Source organism: Rhizobium sp. KDH_Rht_773_N, from assembly GCF_052946295.1.
In genome coordinates this window covers 4208865-4228997 of sequence record NZ_CM129525.1, presented here as the reverse complement: position 1 = coordinate 4228997, position 20133 = coordinate 4208865, and the positions used below count along the sequence as shown (strand labels likewise).

Annotated in this window: 24 protein-coding genes; 19 read left to right on the top strand and 5 right to left on the bottom strand. The window is 63.0% G+C overall.

What is annotated here, in order from left to right:
- Positions 1 to 113 precede the first annotated feature (113 nt).
- From ACU8HS_RS20985 to ACU8HS_RS20965, 5 genes are all read left to right on the top strand, one after another.
- Positions 114 to 587: a peroxiredoxin gene (locus tag ACU8HS_RS20985; RefSeq protein WP_112757669.1), complete on the top strand. Its 474-nt coding sequence runs from the start codon at positions 114 to 116 to the stop codon at positions 585 to 587.
- On the top strand, positions 584 to 1402 hold the full coding sequence (locus ACU8HS_RS20980; RefSeq protein ID WP_112757667.1) for a ferritin-like domain-containing protein: 819 nt from the start codon (positions 584 to 586) through the stop codon (positions 1400 to 1402). The genes ACU8HS_RS20985 and ACU8HS_RS20980 overlap by 4 nt, the downstream gene beginning before the upstream one ends.
- 106 nt (positions 1403 to 1508) lie before the next feature.
- The gene (locus tag ACU8HS_RS20975) at positions 1509 to 2843 is read left to right on the top strand and encodes a peptidoglycan DD-metalloendopeptidase family protein (protein ID WP_447015133.1); all 1335 of its coding nucleotides are present in this window, start codon (positions 1509 to 1511) and stop codon (positions 2841 to 2843) included.
- A 156-nt stretch (positions 2844 to 2999) separates the two neighbouring features.
- A complete protein-coding gene (locus ACU8HS_RS20970; RefSeq protein ID WP_112567640.1) occupies positions 3000 to 4490 on the top strand; it encodes a DEAD/DEAH box helicase in 1491 nt (496 codons plus the stop codon).
- Positions 4491 to 4498: 8 nt separating this feature from the next.
- On the top strand, positions 4499 to 4921 hold the full coding sequence (locus tag ACU8HS_RS20965; protein WP_112757663.1) for an NUDIX domain-containing protein: 423 nt from the start codon (positions 4499 to 4501) through the stop codon (positions 4919 to 4921).
- On the opposite strand, the gene ACU8HS_RS20960 is transcribed toward ACU8HS_RS20965, so the two are convergent.
- The gene (locus ACU8HS_RS20960; RefSeq protein WP_112547728.1) at positions 4922 to 5239 is read right to left on the bottom strand and encodes a TfoX/Sxy family protein; all 318 of its coding nucleotides are present in this window, start codon (positions 5237 to 5239) and stop codon (positions 4922 to 4924) included. It abuts the gene before it with no gap.
- A gap of 10 nt (positions 5240 to 5249) precedes the next feature.
- On the bottom strand, positions 5250 to 5744 hold the full coding sequence (locus tag ACU8HS_RS20955) for a flavin reductase (protein WP_112567636.1): 495 nt from the start codon (positions 5742 to 5744) through the stop codon (positions 5250 to 5252).
- Positions 5745 to 5916: 172 nt separating this feature from the next.
- Here ACU8HS_RS20955 and ACU8HS_RS20950 point away from each other — a divergent pair, with 172 nt between their 5' ends.
- From ACU8HS_RS20950 to purB, 5 genes are all read left to right on the top strand, one after another.
- Positions 5917 to 6999: a branched-chain amino acid ABC transporter substrate-binding protein gene (locus ACU8HS_RS20950; RefSeq protein WP_447015132.1), complete on the top strand. Its 1083-nt coding sequence runs from the start codon at positions 5917 to 5919 to the stop codon at positions 6997 to 6999.
- Between the two features lie 59 nt (positions 7000 to 7058).
- Complete coding sequence (gene rpe, locus ACU8HS_RS20945; protein ID WP_447015131.1) at positions 7059 to 7736, top strand: ribulose-phosphate 3-epimerase; 678 nt, start codon at positions 7059 to 7061, stop codon at positions 7734 to 7736.
- A complete protein-coding gene (locus tag ACU8HS_RS20940) occupies positions 7737 to 8468 on the top strand; it encodes a DUF2259 domain-containing protein (RefSeq protein WP_112756410.1) in 732 nt (243 codons plus the stop codon). It begins immediately after the preceding gene.
- A gap of 2 nt (positions 8469 to 8470) precedes the next feature.
- On the top strand, positions 8471 to 8956 hold the full coding sequence (locus ACU8HS_RS20935) for a hypothetical protein (RefSeq protein WP_447015130.1): 486 nt from the start codon (positions 8471 to 8473) through the stop codon (positions 8954 to 8956).
- A 62-nt stretch (positions 8957 to 9018) separates the two neighbouring features.
- On the top strand, positions 9019 to 10326 hold the full coding sequence (purB, locus tag ACU8HS_RS20930; RefSeq protein WP_447015129.1) for an adenylosuccinate lyase: 1308 nt from the start codon (positions 9019 to 9021) through the stop codon (positions 10324 to 10326).
- A 45-nt stretch (positions 10327 to 10371) separates the two neighbouring features.
- Here the strand turns inward: purB and ACU8HS_RS20925 are convergent, their stop codons facing one another.
- Positions 10372 to 10839, bottom strand: a complete 468-nt coding sequence (locus ACU8HS_RS20925; RefSeq protein ID WP_447015128.1) for a low affinity iron permease family protein — start codon at positions 10837 to 10839, stop codon at positions 10372 to 10374.
- A 123-nt stretch (positions 10840 to 10962) separates the two neighbouring features.
- Complete coding sequence (locus tag ACU8HS_RS20920) at positions 10963 to 11766, bottom strand: DUF2189 domain-containing protein (RefSeq protein WP_112567621.1); 804 nt, start codon at positions 11764 to 11766, stop codon at positions 10963 to 10965.
- 160 nt (positions 11767 to 11926) lie between these two features.
- Between ACU8HS_RS20920 and ACU8HS_RS20915 the strand changes: the two genes are divergently transcribed.
- The 7 genes from ACU8HS_RS20915 to ACU8HS_RS20885 all read left to right on the top strand — a co-directional run bounded on the left by ACU8HS_RS20915 (position 11927) and on the right by ACU8HS_RS20885 (position 17523).
- Positions 11927 to 12481 (top strand): RBBP9/YdeN family alpha/beta hydrolase, encoded by a 555-nt coding sequence (locus tag ACU8HS_RS20915; RefSeq protein ID WP_112567619.1) that lies wholly within the window; start codon positions 11927 to 11929, stop codon positions 12479 to 12481.
- A 65-nt stretch (positions 12482 to 12546) separates the two neighbouring features.
- Positions 12547 to 14877 (top strand): putative bifunctional diguanylate cyclase/phosphodiesterase, encoded by a 2331-nt coding sequence (locus ACU8HS_RS20910; RefSeq protein WP_447015127.1) that lies wholly within the window; start codon positions 12547 to 12549, stop codon positions 14875 to 14877.
- 231 nt (positions 14878 to 15108) lie between these two features.
- On the top strand, positions 15109 to 15873 hold the full coding sequence (gene purC / locus ACU8HS_RS20905) for a phosphoribosylaminoimidazolesuccinocarboxamide synthase (protein ID WP_112567615.1): 765 nt from the start codon (positions 15109 to 15111) through the stop codon (positions 15871 to 15873).
- A gap of 34 nt (positions 15874 to 15907) precedes the next feature.
- Positions 15908 to 16150, top strand: a complete 243-nt coding sequence (purS, locus tag ACU8HS_RS20900; protein WP_112567613.1) for a phosphoribosylformylglycinamidine synthase subunit PurS — start codon at positions 15908 to 15910, stop codon at positions 16148 to 16150.
- A gap of 19 nt (positions 16151 to 16169) precedes the next feature.
- Entirely contained in the window at positions 16170 to 16427 is a 258-nt protein-coding gene (locus ACU8HS_RS20895; RefSeq protein ID WP_112567611.1) for a hypothetical protein, read from the top strand.
- Positions 16424 to 17095: a phosphoribosylformylglycinamidine synthase subunit PurQ gene (gene purQ, locus ACU8HS_RS20890; protein WP_112567609.1), complete on the top strand. Its 672-nt coding sequence runs from the start codon at positions 16424 to 16426 to the stop codon at positions 17093 to 17095. Before ACU8HS_RS20895 ends, purQ begins: the two co-directional genes overlap by 4 nt.
- Positions 17096 to 17118: 23 nt before the next feature.
- Complete coding sequence (locus tag ACU8HS_RS20885; protein WP_112567607.1) at positions 17119 to 17523, top strand: hypothetical protein; 405 nt, start codon at positions 17119 to 17121, stop codon at positions 17521 to 17523.
- Between the two features lie 55 nt (positions 17524 to 17578).
- Here ACU8HS_RS20885 and ACU8HS_RS20880 read toward each other — a convergent pair whose 3' ends face one another.
- The gene (locus tag ACU8HS_RS20880) at positions 17579 to 17833 is read right to left on the bottom strand and encodes a DUF1127 domain-containing protein (protein ID WP_112705281.1); all 255 of its coding nucleotides are present in this window, start codon (positions 17831 to 17833) and stop codon (positions 17579 to 17581) included.
- A gap of 80 nt (positions 17834 to 17913) precedes the next feature.
- Between ACU8HS_RS20880 and ACU8HS_RS20875 the strand changes: the two genes are divergently transcribed.
- On the top strand, positions 17914 to 19332 hold the full coding sequence (locus ACU8HS_RS20875; protein ID WP_447015126.1) for an aminotransferase-like domain-containing protein: 1419 nt from the start codon (positions 17914 to 17916) through the stop codon (positions 19330 to 19332).
- A 125-nt stretch (positions 19333 to 19457) separates the two neighbouring features.
- The gene (locus tag ACU8HS_RS20870; RefSeq protein ID WP_112705279.1) at positions 19458 to 20039 is read left to right on the top strand and encodes an acyloxyacyl hydrolase; all 582 of its coding nucleotides are present in this window, start codon (positions 19458 to 19460) and stop codon (positions 20037 to 20039) included.
- Positions 20040 to 20133 lie beyond the last annotated feature (94 nt).

The following is a 20133-nucleotide window of genomic DNA, read 5'->3' as shown; positions in this document are numbered from 1 at the left end:
TGGGAAACTCCTGAATCTGATCTGAATGACTCTGGGCGGGACGCCGTTTCGTCCACTATATACCCTGTCTGATATAGTATCTCTCCTAAACCCGGCAAAAGAAAGTTTTGAGAATGTCCGCTCCCGGTATTGGCTCTGCCGCTCCCGATTTCAGCCTGCCCCGCGATGGCGGCGGGCGCATTTCGCTCTCGGATTTCCATGGAAAGCCGGTGGTCCTGTTCTTCTATCCCAAGGACGACACGACGGGCTGCACGACCGAATCGCTTGACTTCACAGCCCTTGCCGATGAGTTCGCCGCCGCAGGTGCCGCCGTCGTCGGCATGTCGCCCGATTCTGCCGCCTGCCACGACCGTTTCATCAGGAAGCACAAGCTGACGGTGGCGCTCGCCTCCGACGAGGAAAAGACCACGCTGCAGGCCTATGGCGTGTGGAAGGAGAAGAAGATGTACGGCCGCACCTTCATGGGCGTCGAACGTACCACCTTCCTGATCCGCAGGGACGGCACGATTGCCACCATCTGGCAGAAGGTCAGGGTGGCAGGCCACGCCGCAACGGTGCTCGAAGCCGTCAGGAACCTCGCCGCGTGACGTCCATCACATCGCTGCGCGGCGGCGCGATCGATGCGATCCGCTCGGCCGATCTCGATCGCAAGACAGAACTCGCCCAGGAGAGCGCAAACAGGTGGTTCGCGCGGCGCATCTCGCTGCGCTCGCCGCTGGATGCGCCCCTGCCCGAGCGTCCCGGCCGGCCGGAAAAGCCGCTGCTGGTGCCGCCGACCCAGGTCGAGAAGCGCTCGCTGCACACGGTGCCCGGCCGCATCGCGCTTCTGCACGCAATTGCCCATATCGAGCTCAACGCCGTCGACCTGGCGCTTGATATCGTTGCGCGGTTCGCCTCCGCCCATGTGCCGAATTCCTTCTTCGACGGCTGGATGCAGGTGGCCTTCGAAGAGGCCAAGCATTTCCGCATGGTGCGCAAGCGGCTTAACGATCTCGGCGCTGATTACGGCGATCTGCCCGCCCATGACGGCCTCTGGCAAGCCGCGCACTCGACCCGCAACGACCTGACGGCGCGCCTTGCCGTCGTGCCGCTGATTCTCGAAGCGCGCGGCCTCGATGTGACGCCGGCCCTGCAGGCGAAAATGCGCGAGACCGGCGATCTCGAAAGCGCCGCCGTTCTCGACGTGATCTACAATGACGAAAAGGGCCACGTCGCCGTCGGTGCCAAATGGTTCCGCTTCCTCTGCGCGCGCGAGAAGCGCGATCCGGCGCGCACGTTCCAGGAGCTGGTGCGCGCCAATTTCCGCGGTCCGCTGAAGGCGCCCTTCAACGATGTGGCGCGCGCCGAAGCCGGCCTGACGCCCTCTTTCTATCGTTCGCTGACATCGACCAGCCAGAGCTGAACTGCAAGCTTCGACAAGGGCGCGTAAACTGACCGTTAACCATAAATGTATGTAATCGTTTCCCAATGAGGCGGGCGCTGAAAAGCGAATCTTTGGGGGACCCTCCGTGACGAGCGGGCATCACAGTCGGGTATTCGGCAAGAGGGCACAGGAACACATCCTCATTCTCGCGAGCGGCGACAAGGTGCGCCACATGACGGTGAAGCCGTGGATGGCGGCGCTGGCCTTCTGCTTCGTGGGCGTCTTCTCGATCGGCTACCTGCTTGCCACCTCCTACCTCGTGCTGCGCGACGATCTGATCGGCGCCACCATGGCCCGGCAGGCCCGCATGCAGCACGATTACGAGGACCGCATCGCCGCCCTGCGCGCCCAGGTCGACCGCATCACCTCCCGCCAGCTTCTCGATCAGCAGGTGGTCGAGGACAAGGTCGACAAGCTGATGGAACAGCAGATGGCGCTGACGTCGCGCCACGGGAAGCTCGACAACCTTCTCGACCGTGCCGAAAGCTCCGGCCTGACGGGCAAGGACGCCGCCGCGGCGGATGCGCAGGTGCAGTCCCCGGCGCAATCCTATGCGCCCGAGTTGAAGGACAAGCATGCGTCGCTGAGCGGCGGTGCCGAGGCCATCGGAAAGCTTCTGGCCGGCGACAGTCAGCCGGCCGATGCCGGTGCGCCCGACAATTCCACCCTCGCCTACGTCCCGTCGGAGGAGACCGTCGGCGATCGCGCCGACCGCATCTTTTCCAAGGTCACGCTCTCGCTGAAGGCTGTCGAGCAGGACCAGAAGAACCGCATCGACCAGCTGACGAGCGATGCCGGCAATGCCGCCGATACGATCGAAGGCGTGCTCGACCGCTTCCATATTTCCGTTCCGGCCGAGGCGGTCGCCGCAAAACAGGGCGAGGACAGCGCCGTCGGCGGCCCCTATGTGGAGCCTGAAAGCAACGACGATTTCAACAATTCGCTGGCCCAGCTCGACAGCGCGCTGACGCGCCTGGAGGCCGTGCGCAGCATCGCCGAATCCCTGCCCTTCCGCAATCCGGCCATCGGCAAGGAAATCACCAGCCCCTTCGGCAACCGGCGCGATCCGTTCCTCGGCCGGCTGGCGCTGCATTCCGGCATCGATTTCCGCTTTTCGCCCGGCGAACGAATCCGGCCGACCGCACCCGGCAAGGTGATCGCCGCCGGCTGGACGGGCGGCTACGGCAACATGGTCGAGGTCGATCACGGCAACGGCATTTCGACGCGCTACGGCCACATGTCGGAAATTCTGGTCAAGGTCGGCGACACGGTGGACCGCAACGATGTGATCGGGCTGGCCGGCAGCACCGGCCGCTCCACCGGCACGCACCTGCACTATGAGGTGCGCCAGGATGGACATGCCGTCGATCCGATCTATTTCATGAATGCCGGCCTTAAACTTGCCACTTATATAAAATAGCCGGATCGCAGTAACGAACGCTTCACCTCGCTCCCAGGGGTGGAGGCGCTATTCCTTGACTTGCCGGCCGTTTCGGACTATGTCGCCCAACATTGCGGCATGCAATCCCGCCGACTCGCCAGAGACCGGCCGAACGGAACGGAAACAGTTTTCCCTTTGACGACATTTGCTGAACTTGGTTTGAGCCCCAAAGTGCTCTCCGCTGTTACCGATGCGGGCTATACGACCCCCACTCCCATTCAGGCCGGGGCAATTCCCTTCGCGCTCGAGCGCCGCGATATCTGCGGCATCGCGCAGACCGGCACCGGCAAGACGGCATCTTTCGTTCTTCCCATGCTGTCGCTTCTGGAAAAGGGCCGCGCCCGTGCCCGTATGCCGCGCACGCTGATCCTGGAGCCGACCCGCGAACTGGCCGCCCAGGTTGCCGAAAACTTCGAGAAATACGGCAAGAACCACCGCCTCAACGTCGCCCTCCTCATCGGCGGCGTATCCTTTGAGGAACAGGACCGCAAGCTGGAGCGCGGCGCGGACGTTCTGATCTGCACGCCCGGCCGCCTTCTCGACCATTTCGAGCGCGGCAAGCTCTTGATGAGCGGCGTCGAAATCCTCGTCATCGACGAAGCCGACCGCATGCTCGACATGGGCTTCATCCCCGATATCGAGCGCATCGCCAAACTCATCCCCTTCACCCGCCAGACGCTGTTCTTCTCGGCCACCATGCCGCCGGAAATCCAGAAGCTCGCGGACCGCTTCCTGCAGAATCCGGAACGCATCGAGGTCGCCAAGCCCGCTTCGGCGTCCAAGACCATCACCCAGCGTTTCGTCGCCTCGCATGGCAAGGATTACGAGAAGCGCGCCGTGCTGCGCGATCTCATCCGCGCCCAGGAAGACCTCAAGAACGCGATCATCTTCTGCAACCGCAAGAAGGACGTCGCCGAACTCTTCCGGTCGCTCGACCGCCACGGCTTCTCCGTCGGCGCGCTGCACGGCGACATGGACCAGCGCTCGCGCATGACCATGCTTGCCAACTTCAAGGACGGCAACATCAAGCTGCTCGTTGCCTCCGACGTCGCCGCCCGCGGCCTCGATATTCCCGATGTCAGCCACGTCTTCAATTTCGACGTGCCGATCCATTCGGAAGACTATGTTCACCGCATCGGCCGCACCGGCCGTGCCGGCCGCTCCGGCGCTTCCTTCACCATCGTCACCCGCCATGACCAGAAATATGCCGACGCGATCGAAAAGCTGATCGGCGAAAAGGTCGAATGGCTGAACGGCGATCTCTCCGCCCTGCCGCCGGCCGAAGAAAGCCGCGACAGCGAGCGTTCTCCCCGTCGCGGCAAGGGTCGCGAGCGGGACAAGGATCGCGGCCGCGACCGCCGGTCTTCGAGTCATAAATCTGATATCAACGCCGAAGATAATGGTGGCGTAGTCGTGGAAGCAGCAGCAAAGGCCGACAGCGTGAAGAACGAGCGCAAAGCAGAACAGAAGCCGCAGAACAATGCGCGCGGCAATCGGCCCTATCCCGCCAACGACGACAATCGCGAGCGCCGCCGCCACCGCGATCACGACGACGGCCCGACGCCGGTCGGATTCGGTGACGATATCCCTGCCTTCATGCTGATCGCGGCAAACGCCAAGGTCTGAGACCCTCGATGGGCAAGCCCGGCATCGATTTCCCCGGCCTCGGCGTAGGCCTGGTGATTTTGCGCGACGGCAAGATCCTTCTCTACAAGCGTATGCGTCCGCCCGAAGCCGGCTACTGGAATATCGTCGGCGGCAAGGTCGATCATATGGAGCCGGCCGAGGAAGCCGCGCGCCGCGAGGCGGAAGAAGAAACCGGCCTCACCATCGGCCGTGTCGAGCCGATCGGCTCGACCGAGCAGATCATCGAGGCCGACCGCCAGCACTGGATTTCCCTTCTCTATATCGCCCGCGACGTCACGGGCGAACCGCAGCTGACGGAACCGGACAAGCTTTCGGATTTCGGCTGGTTCGGCCTTGCCGACCTGCCCGAGCCGCTATCGGCTTTCACCAGGGCTGCGCTGTCGGCGCTTCCGCCCGGCGCGTTGCGCTGATCACTCGGCCCGCAATGCGGCTTCATAGGCAAGCCGCACCCAGCGCGCCATGACGTCCGGGTCGTCATAGGCCTCGTCGGGAATGCTCCAGTAGGGCATCTTCACCGGCGCGCCCTTCTTTCCCTCGTAGAACCACTGGCTGGCACCTGCCGCGGCAAATTCCGGCGCGCTCTCCTCGTCGGCCTTCAGCAGGATTTCGTCGCGCACTTCGAGCGCCAGAATGCGGCCGAGATGGTAGATGCCCTTGCCGCCGAACATGCGCTTGATGGTGACGGGTCCAAGCGACTGAAACATTTCCTCGATGCCGGCATTGTCCATGGTCTGTCGCCTATATCGAATGGTAGCCGCGGTGCAGGTAGAGAAGCGCCGGATGGACTTCGGTGAAGCGCACGGCGGCGACCTCGCCGAAGATGACATTGTGGGTCGGCATTTCCTTGATGTCCGTCACCCGGCAGTCGAAAACCGCAAGCGCATCGGCAAGCACGGGCGCGCCGGTTGCCAGCGTTTCGAAACGGGCGCTTTGGAAACGCTCCTCGTTTTCCAGATGCGTGCGGCCCGAAAAGGCGTCGGCAACGTCCTGATGGTGGGCGCCGAGCGAGTTCAGCGCGAATATGCCGCTGCGCCAGAAAATCTCGTTCTTCACATTGGTATTGTTGAGGCAGACGAGAACGGAAGCCGGATTGTCGGACACCGAACAGGCGGCCGTGATGGTAACGCCGCGCCGGGCCTGGCCGAGCGCCGTCGTCACCAGCTGCACATGGCCGGCGTAGCGGCTCATGGCATCGCGATAGAGGCCGGGATCGATATGCTGCCTGTTCAACACGTGCTTCTCCGCAATCCGCTTCTTGTTCTTGTTATTTCACCAATATGGCGGGCATCAGTTACCTTTTCTACAATAGCGCCCGCTAAAAGCTGCAGAACGCGCTTGTTTTTCTTTGACGATTGCCGCCGTGCGGATAAAAGGGCATGGACCAGACGAGAGACCTGCACCTTTCATGACGAGCCTGCGTGTCATAGCCGCCCTCCTGACGCTGATGGCGTTGACGGCCGAAAGCCGCGCGGCCGGCGTGACGATCGGCGTCGTGGCGCCGCAGGAAGGCACCTTCGCCTCGCTCGGCGCCCAGATCTCCGCCGGCGCGGGTTTCCAGATCCGGCAGGCGGGCGACACGCTCGTTGCCGTCAACGAAACCTGTCAGGACAATAGCGGCCAGGCGATCGCCGATGCGCTGATCGCCGCCAAGGTGCAGATCGCCATCGGCTTCCTCTGCAGCGAAACGCTGGAAGGCGCGCTGCCGAAGCTCAAGGACGCCAATATTCCCGTCATCACCGTGTCGGTGCGCTCGCGCATCCTGATGGAAGATTCGCTGAAGAACGGCTGGCCCCTCTTCCGCCTGGGACCGCAGGACAGCGACGAAGCCGCCCGGATCATCCAGATCATCCTGCAGCAATGGACGGCGTCCCCGATCGCCCTTGTCGAGGACGGCACGATCCACGGCCGCGAACTGACGGAGGCCGTGCGCAACGCGCTGGAGGAAAACGGCCTGAAGCCCGTCTTCACCGATACCTACCGGCCGGGACAGGATCAGCAGGTCGGCCTCGTGCGGCGCCTGAAGCGGGCCGGCGCCACCAAGGTCTTCATCGGCGGCGACAGGAACGATGTCGCCACCATCGCCCGCGACGCCGAGGCCGAGAACATCCAGCTCGACATTCTGGGCGGTGACGCGATGCGCGCGGCGAACCAGCCGCTGGCGCTGATGGACGGCGTGCGCGCCGTCGCCATTCCCGAATATGCGCTTCTGCCGGCGGCGGCGGCAAGCGTCGAGGCGCTGCGCGCGGCCGGAACCGAGCCGGAAGGTTATGTGCTGCCGGCGGCCGCAGCCGCGCTGATTGCCGATCAGGCCGTGCGGGCCGCCGTGGCCGAGGGCAAGCCGGTGGCCGAAAAGCTGATCGGCACGCAATTCGATACGCCGATCGGTCCGGTCACGTTCACGCCGGCTCATGAACTGGCGCAAAATCCCTATCGTCTTCTCGAATGGCGCGGCGGTGCTTTCGTCCCGTCCGCCGACGGGACGGACTGACCTGTTGAATATGCCGTGAGGCGGCATGCCGCTGCCGGCTGAGATGGAGACCGAGACCCATGACGACACTGCCCATCCGCATCGCCCCGTCGATCCTGGCGGCTGATTTTGCAAAGCTCGGCGAGGAAGTGCGCAACGTCACCGCGGTCGGCGCCGACTGGATCCACCTCGACGTCATGGACGGGCATTTCGTGCCGAACATTTCCTTCGGCCCCGATGTCATCAAGTCGCTGCGCTCCTATACGGACGCGACCTTCGACTGCCATCTGATGATCTCGCCGGCCGATCCCTACCTGGAGGCTTTCGCCAAGGCCGGTTGCGACCGCATCACCGTTCATGCCGAGGCCGGACCGCACCTGCATCGCTCGCTGCAGACCATCCGCCATCTCGGCAAGAAGGTCGGCGTCACGCTCAATCCGGCAACCCCGCTCTCGGTGATCGAGAACGTGCTTGACGATATCGACCTCATTCTCATTATGTCCGTCAACCCCGGTTTCGGCGGCCAGAAATTCATTCCGGCAATGACAGGCAAGATCGCAGCGGCGAAGTCACTCATCGGTGACCGCCCGATCGAGCTTGAGGTGGACGGCGGCGTGACGGTTGATACCGCGCCTGCCGTTGCAAAGGCCGGCGGCAATGTGCTTGTCGCCGGATCGGCAATTTTCAAGGGCGACACCGTCGAGGCCTATCGCCAGGCGATATCGGCCCTTCGCAACGCGGCTGAGGGAGCTCGCTAGATGACGAAGCGCATGTTCATGGGCGGGTTTCTTGCCGCCGTGCTGACCGGCATGGCCGCAACGGCCCATGCCGGCGATATTGCCAATATTCAGCCTGTCGGCTTTTCCGCCGACGGCAAGGTCTTTGCCTTCCAGGAATTCGGCATGAAGGACGGCAAGGTCCCCTATTCGGACACCTATTTCATCGATACCGACACCGGCGCCGATCTCGAGGGCACGCCCTTTCATCTGGAGCTGACGGACAAGGACGCCAATCTCTCCAAGGCGCGCCGCCAGAACCTGACGGCTGCCCGCCAGCAGATGGACAAATACGACCTTCTGACCAATCCCGGCCTGATCGCGGCCTTCAATCCGCCGACCGAACTTGGCTCGCCGATGAAGACGATCCGCTATACGCCGCTTGCCACCGACGGGCCGGCACGCGGCGCCTATACGCTGCTGCTCGGCGATGCGCAGGTCGCCGCCCCCGACGCCTGCAAGGGCATGAACAACCGTGCCGTCGGCTTCACGCTGCAGCTCATCGAGAAGGACGGCGCGCCGAACCGCCAGCTCGTCCATGAGGACAAGGCCATTCCGGCCGAGCGCGGCTGCGCGGTGGAATATCGCATGGGCGGCGCCCTCGTCTATCAGCCGGAATCGGGCAAGCCTGTCCATATCGCCCTCGTCCTGGCGCTGAGCGCGTCTCCCGACGGCCGCAACGGCCGCTGGATCGCCGTTCCGGTTCACCCCTGAGAATGAACCGTCTGCGGGCGGCATGGCCGTCCTTTCCGGAACTTTTCGTCGGCGCCCCGCTCTGGGGCGTCCTGATGCTGATCTCGGCGATATCGGGCCTCTACCTGCGCAATCGCCTGGAGACGAGCCACGTCCTCGATCTCGCCATCCTTTATTTCGGTGGCGGCCTGCTTTCCTGGCCCTTCAACCTGCTGGTCGGGCGCTATCTGGCGCTCGGCCATCGGGTGGAAGCGCGTTTTGCCGCCTTCTTCCTGGCGTTGACGGTAGGCACGGTGCTGATGACGGCCTTTCTCTTCGCCATGGATTACCGGATTTTCTATTCCCGCTGGCACGCGCCGTTCGGTTCCTTCATCTGGATGCTGCAATTCATCTTCACCAGCGTCAGCGCCGTTTATCAGTTCCTCGTCATCGGTCTCGGGCTGTTCCTGCCCATCGGCCTTGTCTGCCTGCTTGCCACCAGTCTGGCTCTTGCCAAACGCATGCGTTGAGATTGCCGGCCGTCTTTGCTACAGGGGCGGCAGCTACTGTCACGAAATGAAGGCGCTCGCCCATGATCCCTCGTTATTCCCGGCCAGAGATGGTCGCCATCTGGTCTCCCGAAACCAAGTTCCGCATCTGGTTCGAGATCGAGGCGCACGCCTGCGACGCGCTTGCCAACCTCGGCGTGATCCCGAAATCGGCGGCCGCCACCATCTGGGAAAAGGGCGGCAAGGCGACCTTCGACGTTGCCCGTATCGACGAGATCGAAGCCGTCACCAAGCATGACGTCATTGCCTTCCTGACCCACCTTGCCGAAATCGTCGGCCCCGACGCCCGCTTCGTGCACCAGGGCATGACCTCCTCCGACGTACTCGACACGACGCTGAACATCCAGCTCGTGCGCGCCGCCGATATCCTGCTTGCCGACATGGACCGCGTCCTGGCGGCACTGAAGGCGCGCGCCTTCGAGCACAAGGATACGATCCGCATCGGCCGCAGCCACGGCATCCATGCCGAGCCGACGACGATGGGCCTGACCTTTGCCCGCTTCTACGCCGAGATGAGCCGCAACCGCGCCCGCCTCGTCGCGGCCCGCGCCGAAATCGCCACCGGCGCCATTTCCGGCGCCGTCGGCACATTCGCCAATATCGACCCGCAGGTCGAAGAGCATGTCTGCGCCGCCCTCGGCCTCGTGCCGGAGACCGTTTCCACGCAGGTCATCCCGCGGGACCGCCACGCCATGTTCTTCGCGACACTCGGCGTCATCGGCTCGTCGATCGAAAACGTCGCGATCGAGATCCGCCACATGCAGCGCACCGAAGTGCTGGAAGCGGAAGAATTCTTCTCGCCGGGCCAGAAGGGCTCCTCGGCCATGCCGCACAAGCGCAACCCGGTCCTGACCGAAAACCTGACGGGCCTTGCCCGCCTCGTGCGCATGTCGGTCGTGCCCGCGATGGAAAACGTGGCCCTCTGGCACGAGCGCGACATCAGCCATTCGAGCGTCGAGCGCGCCATCGGCCCGGATACGACCATCACGCTCGATTTCGCGCTGAACCGCCTGGCCGGCGTCATCGAAAAGCTCGTGGTCTATCCCGAGAACATGATGAAGAACCTCGACAAGTTCCGCGGCCTCGTCCATTCGCAGCGCGTCCTGCTGGCGCTGACGCAGGCCGGCGTCTCCCGCGAGGACGCCTATCGCCTCGTGCAGCGCAACGCCATGAAGGTCTGGGAACAGGGCAAGGACTTCCTCGAAGAACTGCTGGCCGACACCGAAGTGCGCGCGGCCCTTTCGGAAGCCGATATCCGCGAGAAATTCGATCTCGGCTACCACACGAAACACGTCGATACGATCTTCCGCCGCGTCTTCGGCCAGGCCTGACCGGCCGGGGTCATGGCATGAAACGGCGCCTGCGGGGCGCCGTTTTCATTTGCGCTTGCGCGATGCTGTCGCCGGCGCCGCGCGCTTCCTTTTCTCCGGCTTGGCGGCGGGCAGATCGGCCTGCTTCTCGGTCGTCCGGCGGGCCTCGGTCTCGCCCCTGCCCTTGGCCGCCTTGGCCACCAGCCGGTCGAGATGCTTGAGGTCCTCCTCATCGAGGTTTTCGATGCCGATGAAGCGGTTCTCGGCATGGCTCGTCAGGATGATTTCGTTGAGCTTGGCCTGGATGGCGCGGGTGTCGCGCGTCTGCGCGTTCTGCAGCACGAAGACCATCAGGAAGGTGACGATCGTCGTGCCGGTATTGATCACCAGCTGCCAGGTTTCGGAATAGTCGAAGACGGGGCCAAGCGCGGCCCAGATGATGACGGCGATGAGCGCCAGAATGAAGCTTACGGGCTTGCCCGCCCACTCCGATATCCTGGTGGCGAAGCGGGCGAACACATGACGTACGGTCACCTGGAAATCCTCCTTCGAAGCCGGCGCAAGACAAACTCCAGGCACGGTTGCGAGGTTCCGGGCGCTGTGGAAATTCCGGGGTATCGGGAGAGTTTGCGATACCCCGGCAACGGGCCGCTGCCGCTACATGGCTTCGCGGGCAATCAGCTTGCGGTAGAGATGCCATGTCGCATGGCCGAGGATGGGAATGACGAGCGCCAGGCCGACAAAGACCGGGATCGTGCCGATGACGAGCAATGCCGCGACGATCAGGCCCCAGAACAGCACCGGAACCGGATTGGCGGCGGTTGCCCGCACCGAGGCGACCATTGCGGCCACCGCCCCGCAATCCCTGTCGAGCAGCATCGGGAAGGTGACGACCGTGATCGCCAGAACGACGAGCGCAAAGCCGAGACCGACCAGATTGCCCCACAGGATGAGCTGCATGCCTTCCGGCGTGCCGAACACCTGCTGCAGGAAGAGCGAGGTGGAGCGCGGGAAAACCTCGCCGAGGAGATTTGCGTAAATGGTCTGTGCGGTGACCAGCCAGACGGTGAAGATGCCGAACAGCAGCAGGCCGACGGCGATGATCGACGGCAGGGCCGGTGAACGGCGCACCTCGAGCGCATGTTGCCAGGACGTGTCGAGCCCGGCCTCGCGCCGGCGGCTGATTTCATAGAGACCGACCGCGGCGAGCGGGCCGATCAGCACGAAGCCCGACATCAGCGGAAAGACCATCGGTGCGAGATTGGCGCCCGAGGTCAGCATCGTCAGGAAGATGCCGGCGATCGGATACATGAGACACAGGAAAACGTAATGCGAAGGCTTCTCGCGGAAATCCTCGAAACCCAGCCTCAGCGCATCGAAGACGTCGGCTATGCTGATGCGATTGATCGCAGGCCGTGCAAAACTTTCGCCGGCACCTGTCATGACATGAAATGTCGCCATGGCTTTCTCCTCCTCAGCCAAGATGAAGCCGGAGGCGAGTATGTCGGCACGATAGGCCGACACGAGAACGCAACCGGCACAAAGTGACAATAGCAAATTTCTTGAGCTAAGTCGCTCTTTCCCTTGACATCGCGGTTAAGCTTTCTCACATCGGCGCACTATGAAAGCTTCAGACGCAGATATTCTCATCGTTCCCGGCTATACCAATTCCGGCCCCGACCATTGGCAGAGCCGCTGGGAAGCGAAACTTTCCACCGCGCGCCGCGTCGAGCAGGCGGAGTGGTCCAAGCCCGTGCGCGAGGACTGGGTGGCCCGCATCGCCGAAGAGGTGAACGGCTGCACGCGCCCCGTCGTGCTCGTCGCCCACTCGCTTGGCGTGCCCTCGGTGATCCACGCGATCCCGCTGTTTCGCAAGCGCGTCGCCGGCGCTTTCTTCGTGGCGCCGCCCGATGTCGCCAATCCGGATATCCGCCCGAAGCACCTGATGACCTTCGGCCCCTACCCGCGCGATCCGCTGCCTTTCCCGTCGATCACCGTCGCCAGCCGCAACGATCCTTTCGGCACCTACGAACATGCCGACGATATCGCCAGCAGCTGGGGTTCGTTCCTGGTGGATGCCGGCGAATCCGGTCACATCAATGCCGAATCCGGCCATGGCCCCTGGCCCGAAGGCACGATGGTCTTTGCCCAGTTCCTGAGCCGCCTGCCCGGCTGACCAGGCCGAAAAATCCGGTATTTCCAGAGAATTAAGCGATGGCTTTCTAAGCATTTCTTAATGGAATGGCCGCAGACTGCGCTGACGCCAGAAAAGCGAGAGCGCCCGTGAAGCAAAGCCAGCCGCCAAAAGCCGCCGATGCCAGTCGTGACGAGCCGGCGGCCGACGGGTTTGCAAGCTACACCGACGATTCCGATATTGCCGAGCGCGAGAGCCGGTGGAACTATGCGCTCGTCGGTTCCGGTCTCGGTGTGTGGGACCACAATTACCGGCTCGACAAGAAATTCTATTCGCAGACCTGGAAAAGCATTCGCGGCATGGCGCCCGACGAGCAGGCCGACGGCGATTACGAAGCCTGGCTGCAGCTCGTCCACCCCGACGATCGCGATTTTGTCGTCAACGCCATCGAGCGCCAGAATGCCGGCGACCCCGACTATCATGTCTTCGAGTATCGCGAGCGGCACCGGGACGGCCACTGGGTCTGGATCGAATGCCGCGGCGCGCCCGTCGAATGGGATGAGAGCGGCGCGGCCCAGCGCGTCGTCGGCACCGACACCGACATCACCGCGCGCAAGGAAACCGGGGAGATGCTGGCGCAGCTTTCCCGCCGCCTCGACCTTGCCCTGCAGATCAGCGATATCGGCGTTTTCGAAGCCGATATCGATCATGAAACCGTGGAATGGGACGACAGGCTGATCGCCATCTACGGCCTGAAGGGCTTCGATCGCCGGACGGCGGTGACGGCCTGGCCGCAGGCGATCCATCCCGACGATCGCGAGCGCGTGCTCGGCACCGTCGAGCGCCATGTCCACGACCAGACCGGCTTCAATCACGAGTTCCGCATCGTCAGGGGCGACGGCGCCGAGCGCATCATCCGCGCCCGCGGCGCCTTCTTCGTGGACGGCAACGGCTGCCGCAAGCTCATCGGCGCCAATTGGGACGTGACGGAGGAAGTGGCGCTGCGCAACGAATTGCAGCGCGCCAAGGACCTGGCCGAAGCGCGCAACCGGGAACTCGAAGCCGCCAAGGAAAGCATCGAGCATCTGGCCCTGCACGACTATCTGACCGGCCTGCCGAACCGCCGCTATCTCGACAAGATGGTCGAGGCCTATTCGGCCCGTTGCCGCGAGGAAGGCACGGCGCTCGCCATCCTCCATATCGATCTCGACCGCTTCAAGCAGATCAACGACACGCTCGGCCACCGCGCCGGCGACCATATGCTCAAACATGCCGCCCGGGTGCTGCGCGATTCCATTCGCGCGACCGATTTCGTGGCGCGCATCGGCGGCGACGAATTCGTCATCCTCTGCATCGTCGATACCGCCTCGAAGAAGATTGCCACCGTCGCCGAGCGCATCATCCGCGAATTGCGCAAGCCCATCAAATATGAGGGGCACGATTGCCGTTTCGGCGCCAGCATCGGCATCGCCATCGACGCCGGCGCGAGGCTCGACGAAAAACAGCTCCTGCTCAATGCCGACATCGCGCTCTACCGGGCCAAGGGCTCCGGCCGCAACCGCCACGAATTTTTCTCCAATGCCGCGCGCCGCTCGATCCTGACGGCCAAGCGCCTTGCCGACGAAATCCTGATCGGCCTGGAGCGCAACGAATTCGTGCCCTTCTACCAGCCGCAGTTCGATGCCCGCACGCTCGACATTGCCGGCATCGAGACGCTCGCCCGCTGGCAGCACCCCGAACACGGGCTGCTGGCGCCCGATCGTTTCCTCGATATCGCCGAGGATCTCGATGTCGTTTCGACCATCGACGCGCTGATCCTCGAACGCGCCATCGCCGACCGCAAGGCCTGGATCGGCGAAGGTTTTGCCGTCCCCCGCATCTCGGTCAATGTCTCCGGCCGGAGACTGTCCGATCCGCAGCTCGGCAAGAAGCTGCGTTCGCTGAAGATCGAGCCCGGCACGGTGTCCTTCGAACTCCTGGAATCGATCTCGCTCGACGATTGCGACGATGCGGTCGCGGCCAATCTCAAGAAGCTGAAGAAGCTCGGCATCGATATCGAGGTCGATGATTTCGGCACCGGCCACGCCTCGATCGTCAGCCTGCTGCGGCTGAGCCCGAAAACGCTGAAGATCGACCGCGAACTGATCGGCCGGCTGCCGCAATCGGCCGAGCAGCGCAAGCTCGTGCGCTCCATCGTCGAGATCGGCCGTTCGCTGAACATCCTCGTGACTGCCGAAGGTGTCGAGACGACCGATCACGTCCGCATCCTGCAGGAGATCGGCTGCGACATGCTGCAGGGTTACGCGCTTGCCCGGCCGATGCCGGCCCGGCAGATCCCGGCTTTTGCCCGCGAGGAAGGCTGGCGGCGTCCGGAGGGCGAGGCTCGCGCGCTGCAGAGGGCTCTGCGCCGCTCCGTTTCCAGGACGGCCTCCAGATAAGGGCCTGCATAACCCGTCCGGGATTTTGCCTTCATTCCACCGTAAGGAAAAAGGCGGTAGTCTCCCCTTGGCAAGATTTCGATTCTCTATGCGGTTTTCCCGCCCGAGGCCGGAAACCGGGGAAGGAGTGACAGGCGGATTGTGAAACTCTCTCTTTTCCTTTAAGGGGACGCCACGAGATCGATCCACGCGCGCCATCCCAAGAGCGCCAACAGCTAGAGAATAACCACAATGAACCGTCGCCGCCGTATCTACGAGGGCAAGGCAAAGATTCTGTATGAGGGACCTGAACCGGGCACGCTGATCCAGTTCTTCAAGGACGATGCCACTGCTTTCAACAAGAAGAAACACGAAGTCATCGATGGCAAGGGCGTCCTCAACAACCGTATTTCCGAATACATCTTCAGCCATCTGAACAAGATCGGCATTCCCACCCACTTCATCCGCCGGCTCAACATGCGCGAGCAGCTGATCAAGGAAGTGGAGATGATCCCGCTCGAGATCGTCGTGCGCAACGTCGCTGCCGGCTCGCTCGCCAAACGCCTCGGCATCGAGGAAGGCGTGGTCCTGCCGCGCTCGATCATCGAATTCTATTACAAGTCCGACACGCTCGAAGACCCGATGGTCTCCGAAGAGCACATCACCGCCTTCGGCTGGGCCAATCCGGCCGAGCTTGACGACATCATGGCGCTCGCCATCCGCGTCAACGACTTCATGACCGGCCTCTTCCTCGGCGTCGGCATCCAGCTTGTCGATTTCAAGATCGAATGCGGCCGCCTGTTCGAAGGCGACATGATGCGCATCATCCTGGCCGACGAAATCTCGCCCGACAGCTGCCGCCTCTGGGATATCGAGACGCACAAGAAGATGGACAAGGACCTCTTCCGCCGCGATATGGGCGGTCTGCTGGAGGCCTATTCCGAAGTCGCGCGCCGTCTCGGCATCATCAATGAGAACGAGCCCGTGCGCGGCACCGGCCCGGTTCTGGTCAAGTAAAAACCGTCTGGTCAAGCAAAGCAGGGAAAAACAAGTGATCAAGGCTCGCGTCACCGTCACGCTGAAAAACGGCGTTCTCGATCCTCAGGGCAAGGCCATCGAAGGCGCGCTCGGCGCGCTCGGCTTCGGCGGCGTCGGCCATGTCCGCCAGGGCAAGGTCTTCGACCTGGAACTGGAAGGCACAGACAAGGCCAAGGCCGAGGCCGATCTCAAGGCAATGTGCGAAAAGCTGCTGGCCAATACGGTGATTGAGAACTATACTATTTCTCTCGACTAGGGGTTGTGAGGAATAATCGATGGCTGAAGTGAACCAAGAGCTTCTGTTTGAAATCCTGAGGAGGATTCAGACAGATGTGTCTTCCGTAAAGGAAGGGCAGCGCGATATGCGCCAGGAGATGGTCAGCTTTCGAAACCACATGCATGTCATGCAGGGCGACATAAACAATCTGCGCGGTACGATTGGCCAAATTCTTGATCGGCTCGACCGTATCGAAAATCGTCTCGAACTTCGAGAACTGGCAGAAGCACAAGCAAGGTTTGAACCGCAACCATGAAATCAGCCGTCGTTCAACTTCCGGGCCTCAACCGCGATCGCGACATGATCGCCGCTCTCACCAAGATCTCCGGTCACAGGCCGGTGACGATCTGGCAGACGGAGACGGAAATCCCTGACGTCGATCTGATCGTCATTCCCGGCGGCTTCTCCTACGGCGATTACCTGCGCTGCGGCGCCATTGCCGCGCGCATGCCGGTCATGCAGGCGATCATCGAGAAGGCCAACAGGGGCGTGAAGGTTCTGGGCGTCTGCAACGGCTTCCAGATCCTCGTCGAGGCCGGCCTGCTGCCCGGCGCCCTGATGCGCAATGCCTCGCTGAAATTCGTCTGCCGCGAGATCAAGCTCGAAGTCGTCAATGCCGAGACGGATTTCTCCCGCGCCTATGAAAAGGGCCAGATCATCCGCTGCCCGGTCGCCCATCACGACGGCAACTATTTCGCCGATGCCGAGACGCTGTCCGCCATCGAAGGCAATGGCCAGGTCGTCTTCCGCTATGCGGAAGGCACCAATCCGAACGGTTCGGTCAACGACATCGCCGGCGTCATGAATGCCAGGGGCAACGTTCTCGGCATGATGCCGCATCCGGAAAACCTCATCGAAGCCGCCCATGGCGGTTCGGATGGCCGCGGCCTGTTTGCCTCGGCGCTCGACGTCATCGCTGCCTGATTTCCGGCCAGAGAACAAGACAGATGCGCCCTCGCCTTTTCGCAGCCATTGCTCACGCCGCTGCCTTTGCCGGCCTTGCCGCACTCGTCGCCGCCTGCCAGTCCTCGACACCCGCAAAGGGGCCGGACCGCAGTGCGCTGTCGACGATGGAGCGTGTGGCGCTTGGCGCCAACAGCTGCTGGTTCAAGTCGGGCGACGCGGCTTTTGCCGCTTACAAGCTGGCACCGGAACTCAATTCCTTCTCCGGCCGTCCGCGCATTCTCGTGGTGCACAAGGGCAGCCCGGAAAGCCGGCCGCTGCTCGTCGTGCAGGCGGAAGGCAATCCGGCGAGAATGCAGGCCTTCGGCCCGATGATGTCCGAGCCGGTCGCCGGCCGCATCGCCGCCGATGTAACCCGCTGGTCCGGCGGCAACCGCGCCTGCAGCTAAAGCAATTCCAGCAAAAGTGGGAACCGCTTTTGCTGGATTGCTCCAGGCTCCGGGCTCAATCCCAGAAAAACGATTTGCTGACTTCGCGTGCGGCATCGGACCGCGACAGGCCGATATCCTTGAGCTGGTCCGCCGTCAGCCCGCGCAGCGCGCGGCGCCCCTCCCGCTTCTGCTGCCACAGGCAAAAGGCGGCCCACAGCCGGCCGAGCCATGTCTTGGCCGGCGCCTGCCTGGGGAGAACAATCGCATGCGGGCTATCGATAGAGACAATCGATACAATATCGCACTTTACTTGAGGTACAACGGACATCCTTGGCTCCTGTTGTTTCCGCTCATGGGATTGTCACATAGTCTTGACAGGGTAAGGGTGACAATCTAATCATTGTCACCATGACAAATTGGCTCCCCGATCTCTCGCAGGGCTCCGGCCCGGTCTATATGCGGCTTGCGGACAATATCGAATCCGCCATTGCTTCCGGCGCCTTGCCGGCGGGCACGAAATTGCCGCCGCAGAGAAACCTCGCCTATGACATCGGGGTGACAATCGGAACAATCGGCCGCGCCTATGCGCTGGTGCATGAACGCGGTCTCGTTGCCGGCGAAGTCGGCCGCGGCACCTATGTGCTCGACCGCGCCAATACGCCCCCGAGCGAACAGGCCGATCCGCTTACCCTTTCTCTGAGCGGCACGCGCATTGCGGAGGCCCCGGCAAACAAGCTTCGCTTCGACACGACCGCCGCCCCCGATCTCGGTCAGGGCAAGGTCATTGCCGGCATCATGGCCGAGATCGGCGAGCAGCACCTGGCGGAAATCTCCTCCTATTCGCGCAGCTTTCCCATGAATTGGTTCGAGGCCGGCCGTCTCTGGCTGGCGCGCAACGACTGGTCGCCGGAGGTCGAAAACGTCGTCCCCACGCTCGGCGCCCATGCCGCGGCCATTGCCGTCATCGCCGCCGTGTCTGCGCCCGGCGACAAGATCGTCTTCGAAAACCTCACCTATACGCAGGTCAGCCGCAGCGTGCGCCTGCTCGGCCGGCGTGCGCTGACGGTCGAGTCGGACGAGAACGGCGTCATCCCCGAGGATTTCGAGCGGCTCTGCCAGCAGCAGCATCCGAAGCTTATCTTCCTGATGCCGACGGTCCACAATCCGACGCTCGCCATCATGCCCTATGCGCGGCGCGTCGCCATTGCCGAGATTGCCAGGCGCCACGGTGTGTGGATCATCGAGGACGATCTTTACGGCGGCATGGCCAATGACGAGACGCCGCTGCTGGCCTCGATCGCGCCCGACCGCACTTTCCTGGTCAACGGCCTGTCGAAATCGGTTGCCGCCGGCGTGCGCGGCGGCTGGGTGGCCTGCCCGCCGCATTTCGCCCAGCGCATCAAGGTCACGCACAAGATGGTGACGGGCGGCCTGCCCTTCATCCTCGCCGAAACCTGCGCGCGGCTGGTCGCCAGCGGCAAGGCGCACGAGATCCGCAATACATGCGTCGTGGAACTGTCTGCCCGCGTCGGCCTCGCCCGCGAGCATCTGCAGGGCTTCGAATTCGAATCCCACCCGCACGCGCCCTTCCTCTGGCTCAAGCTGCCGGAGCCCTGGATGTCCGGCACCTTCAAGAACGCCGCCTACCGGGACGGCGTGCTGGTGGACGACGAGGACGAGTTCAAGGCCGCCCGCGGCGAGAAGGCCTACCACCGGGTGCGCATCGGAATCTCCTCGCCGAAGGATAGAAGCGAGATGCTGTCTGGGCTTATGATCTTGAAAAGACTGCTGGAAAACGGCGGCTCGGCCTATGACGGGGAGATCTGAACTGTTGCAATTCGGTGTCAGGAATGTGGAAAAGCCCCTGATCGGAAGAGCGGCGCTTTACCGCTGATGCCTGCATGTTACCTCTGTCCTGTCCCGCTGTTCAGGCGGGAATCAAAGGACAGCAGATGAAATTCGATCTTCCTTCGTTCCTGCTGCGCCTGTCCGGTATCGCGTCGGTCGCAGCAATTGCCAGCAGCTTGGGAATGTCATCGGCGGCGGCGGCCGCAGACAAGGTCTTCGACGAATTGCGCTTCGGCGCATCCGCCTCCATCCAGGGCGGCCATTCGGGTGAAGACGGCGTCTTTCCCGAAATAACGGCCCTTTTCGACCCCTTCGGCTTCGAGCAGGCGACGGGCTGGAAACAGCAGCTCATGCACCCGCGCGTCCATGTCGGCACCTCGATCGGCACGGCTGGCGAAGCGACGCAGTTTTTCGCCGGTTTCACCTGGACCGTCGATCTCAGCGACAGGATCTTCGCCGAGGCCGGTTTCGGCGGTGTCGTCCACACCGGCGATCTTCGCGGCAATGACGACGGTCCGGATCTCGGCTGTCGCGTGCTGTTCCACGAATATCTCGGCGCCGGCTATCGCTTCGACAGCAACTGGAATGTCATGGCACAGCTCGCCCATTCCTCGAACGCCAATCTTTGCGACGGCCCGAATGACGGCATGACCCGCGCCGGGCTGATGGTCGGCTACAAATTCTGACCGTGGCGACCGCCGGAGACGGCATTGTAAAGCTTATGTGCCTGCCCTCTGTTGACGGCAGGCATTTTCCTGTCGCGCGCGGTTCCTACATAAG

Excerpts from the sequence above, each read along its gene's own strand:
- ACU8HS_RS20960 (WP_112547728.1), bottom strand. The coding sequence starts at position 5,239 with ATGGACAATGCCGGCATCGAGGAAATGTTTCAGTCGCTTGGACCCGTC.
- purQ (WP_112567609.1), top strand. The coding sequence starts at position 16,424 with ATGAAATCAGCCGTCGTTCAACTTCCGGGCCTCAACCGCGATCGCGAC.
- ACU8HS_RS20940 (WP_112756410.1), top strand. The coding sequence starts at position 7,737 with ATGACGAAGCGCATGTTCATGGGCGGGTTTCTTGCCGCCGTGCTGACC.
- ACU8HS_RS20915 (WP_112567619.1), top strand. The coding sequence starts at position 11,927 with ATGAAAGCTTCAGACGCAGATATTCTCATCGTTCCCGGCTATACCAAT.
- ACU8HS_RS20880 (WP_112705281.1), bottom strand. The coding sequence starts at position 17,833 with ATGTCCGTTGTACCTCAAGTAAAGTGCGATATTGTATCGATTGTCTCT.
- purC (WP_112567615.1), top strand. The coding sequence starts at position 15,109 with ATGAACCGTCGCCGCCGTATCTACGAGGGCAAGGCAAAGATTCTGTAT.
- ACU8HS_RS20965 (WP_112757663.1), top strand. The coding sequence starts at position 4,499 with ATGGGCAAGCCCGGCATCGATTTCCCCGGCCTCGGCGTAGGCCTGGTG.
- ACU8HS_RS20885 (WP_112567607.1), top strand. The coding sequence starts at position 17,119 with ATGCGCCCTCGCCTTTTCGCAGCCATTGCTCACGCCGCTGCCTTTGCC.
- ACU8HS_RS20920 (WP_112567621.1), bottom strand. The coding sequence starts at position 11,766 with ATGGCGACATTTCATGTCATGACAGGTGCCGGCGAAAGTTTTGCACGG.
- ACU8HS_RS20875 (WP_447015126.1), top strand. The coding sequence starts at position 17,914 with ATGACAAATTGGCTCCCCGATCTCTCGCAGGGCTCCGGCCCGGTCTAT.
- purB (WP_447015129.1), top strand. The coding sequence starts at position 9,019 with ATGATCCCTCGTTATTCCCGGCCAGAGATGGTCGCCATCTGGTCTCCC.
- ACU8HS_RS20950 (WP_447015132.1), top strand. The coding sequence starts at position 5,917 with ATGACGAGCCTGCGTGTCATAGCCGCCCTCCTGACGCTGATGGCGTTG.
- ACU8HS_RS20870 (WP_112705279.1), top strand. The coding sequence starts at position 19,458 with ATGAAATTCGATCTTCCTTCGTTCCTGCTGCGCCTGTCCGGTATCGCG.
- ACU8HS_RS20895 (WP_112567611.1), top strand. The coding sequence starts at position 16,170 with ATGGCTGAAGTGAACCAAGAGCTTCTGTTTGAAATCCTGAGGAGGATT.
- ACU8HS_RS20985 (WP_112757669.1), top strand. The coding sequence starts at position 114 with ATGTCCGCTCCCGGTATTGGCTCTGCCGCTCCCGATTTCAGCCTGCCC.
- rpe (WP_447015131.1), top strand. The coding sequence starts at position 7,059 with ATGACGACACTGCCCATCCGCATCGCCCCGTCGATCCTGGCGGCTGAT.
- ACU8HS_RS20935 (WP_447015130.1), top strand. The coding sequence starts at position 8,471 with ATGAACCGTCTGCGGGCGGCATGGCCGTCCTTTCCGGAACTTTTCGTC.
- ACU8HS_RS20910 (WP_447015127.1), top strand. The coding sequence starts at position 12,547 with ATGGCCGCAGACTGCGCTGACGCCAGAAAAGCGAGAGCGCCCGTGAAG.